Annotated in this window: 1 protein-coding gene and 1 pseudogene; both read left to right on the top strand. The window is 65.8% G+C overall.

The annotated features are described in order from the left end of the window. A pseudogene (locus ACMO6A_RS06145) lies at window positions 1-148 on the top strand (co-chaperone GroES); the annotation flags it as partial. 177 nt (window positions 149-325) lie between these two features. Further along, a complete protein-coding gene (gene groL, locus ACMO6A_RS06140; protein WP_009305183.1) occupies window positions 326-1,963 on the top strand; it encodes a chaperonin GroEL in 1,638 nt (545 codons plus the stop codon). The last annotated feature ends 351 nt before the right edge of the window (window positions 1,964-2,314 follow it).

Genomic DNA, 2,314 nt, shown 5'->3' with positions numbered 1-2,314 from the left:
GCTCGACAAGGACGGCAACCTCGTTCCCGTTCCCGTGAAGGTCGGCGACAAGGTCGTGTACGGCAAGTTCGGCGGCACCGAGATCAACGTCGAAGGCGAGGACGTGCTGATCCTCCGCGGTGACGACCTCTACGCTGTGTTTGCATAAAAGGCGCCGGTTGATTCAACGTTGGTAATAGCAGGGTTTTCGTGGTGAGGCTCATAGCCACGAAGGTTCCGGGTGCTTGAGCTAAGCGGCCTTATTGGCCGTGTGCGAAAGCTCCCGGGTTCTGAGCGGCTAGGAGGCCGCCACGAAAAGCCGTCAGGTTGAAAGGATATGAGCAATATGGCTAAAGAGATTAAGTTCGAAGCCGACGCGCGCAGCGCGCTTGCTGCCGGCGTCAACAAGCTGGCCGACGCCGTCAAGGTGACGCTCGGGCCCAAGGGCCGTTACGTGGCGCTGGAGAAATCCTACGGTGCTCCGCTGATCACGAACGACGGCGTAACCGTGGCCAAGGAAGTCGAGCTCGAGGACCCCATCGAGAACATGGGCGCCCAGCTGGTTCGCGAAGTGGCCGTGAAGACGAACGACGTCGCCGGCGACGGCACCACGACGGCCACGCTGCTGGCTGACGTCATCGTGTCCGAGGGCCTGCGCAACGTGACCGCCGGCGCCGATGCCCTGGGCATCCGTCGCGGCATCCAGAAGGCCACCGACGCCGTGGTCGAGGCCATCAAGGCCGACGCCACCCCCGTCTCCACCAAGGAGCAGATCGCGAACGTCGGCACCATTTCCGCCGGCGACGCCGAGATCGGCGAGAAGATCGCCGAGGCCATGGATGCCGTGGGCAAGGACGGCGCCATCTCCGTCGAGGAGAGCCAGACGTTCGGCATCGACATGGACATCGTCGAGGGCATGCAGTACGAGCGCGGCTACATCTCGCCGTACATGGCCACCGACATGGAGAAGATGGAGGCCGTCCTCAGCGATCCCTACATCCTCCTCACCGACCAGAAGGTCACCAACATCCAGGACATGGTGCCCCTGCTGGAGGAGATCATGAAGTCCGGTCGTCCGCTGTTCATCGTTGCCGAGGACGTCGAGGGCGAAGCGCTGGCCACCATCCTGCTGAACAAGCTGCGCGGCACGTTCAACTGCGTCGCCATCAAGGCTCCCGGCTTCGGCGATCGCCGCAAGCGCATCCTCGAGGACATCGCCGCCGTCACGGGCGCGCAGGTCATCGACAAGGACTTCGGCATGACCATGGCCGACGCCCGCATCGACATGCTGGGCCATGCCAAGACGGTCAAGGTCACGAAGGACTCCGCCCTCATCGTGGACGGCGCCGGCGACAAAAAGGCCATCGACGATCGCATCGGTCAGATCAAGGCCGAGCTCGAGCGCGTCGACTCCGACTTCGACCGCGAGAAGCTCCAGGAGCGCCTGGCGAAGCTGTCCGGCGGCGTGGCGGTGCTCAAGGTGGGCGCTGCGACCGAGTCCGAGCTCAAGGAGAAGAAGTCCCGCATCGAGGACGCCCTGCAGGCGACCCGCGCGGCGGTCGAAGAGGGCATCGTCGCCGGCGGCGGCGTGGCTCTGGTGGGCGCTCTGCCCGCGCTCGACAAGGTGGAAGCGGCCGACAAGGACGAAGAGGTCGGCGTCGCCATCATCCGCAAGGCGCTCGAAGCTCCGATGCGCGCTATCGCGCAGAACGCCGGCTTCGAGGGCAGCGTCGTAGTCGAGCGCGTCAAGGGCATGGCTACGGGCGAAGGCCTGAACTGCGCCAACGGCGAGTACGGCAACATGATCGAGATGGGCGTCAACGACCCGGTGAAGGTCACCCGCACGGCTCTGCAGTCTGCGGCCTCCGTCGCGGCTCTCATCCTCATCACCGAGGCCACCATCAACGAGATCCCGAAGGATCCGGATCCGGCGGCTCTGGCGGCTATGGCCGGTGCCGGCGGTGGCATGGGCGGCATGATGTAAGCTGCGGCTTGCGGTAACGTGTAGCGTCAACCATAACTCGGAAGGCGGGGCGACCATCGGTCGTCCCGCTTTGCTGTATATGAGGGAATGAGGGCGATCGTCCCGGCCCAAAACAGGACGGTCGCGGCATCGTCGGCCAGACGGCGCCCGCACGCCTTCTGGAGCGTGCCGCCGGCACGGGGATGCGCCCTCCTCGCGCCGCACGCCCTCTCGCCCCGGGCCGTTCTGAGCGAGCTTTTCCGAGCTTTTCGAAAATGCCCCCTTGCGCCCGGGGCCGGAAGCGGGTAACATGCTCGGGCTGCCTTCTCCGCGGGAGAGGGGGAGGGCGGCGGCGGGGCCCCGCGGCCCCCC

This window comes from Eggerthella sp., from assembly GCF_048329335.1.
In the GTDB taxonomy this organism is placed as follows: domain Bacteria; phylum Actinomycetota; class Coriobacteriia; order Coriobacteriales; family Eggerthellaceae; genus Eggerthella; species Eggerthella lenta.
The sequence above is the reverse complement of the archived record's forward strand: the minus strand, read 5'-3'. Positions and strand labels throughout refer to the sequence as shown.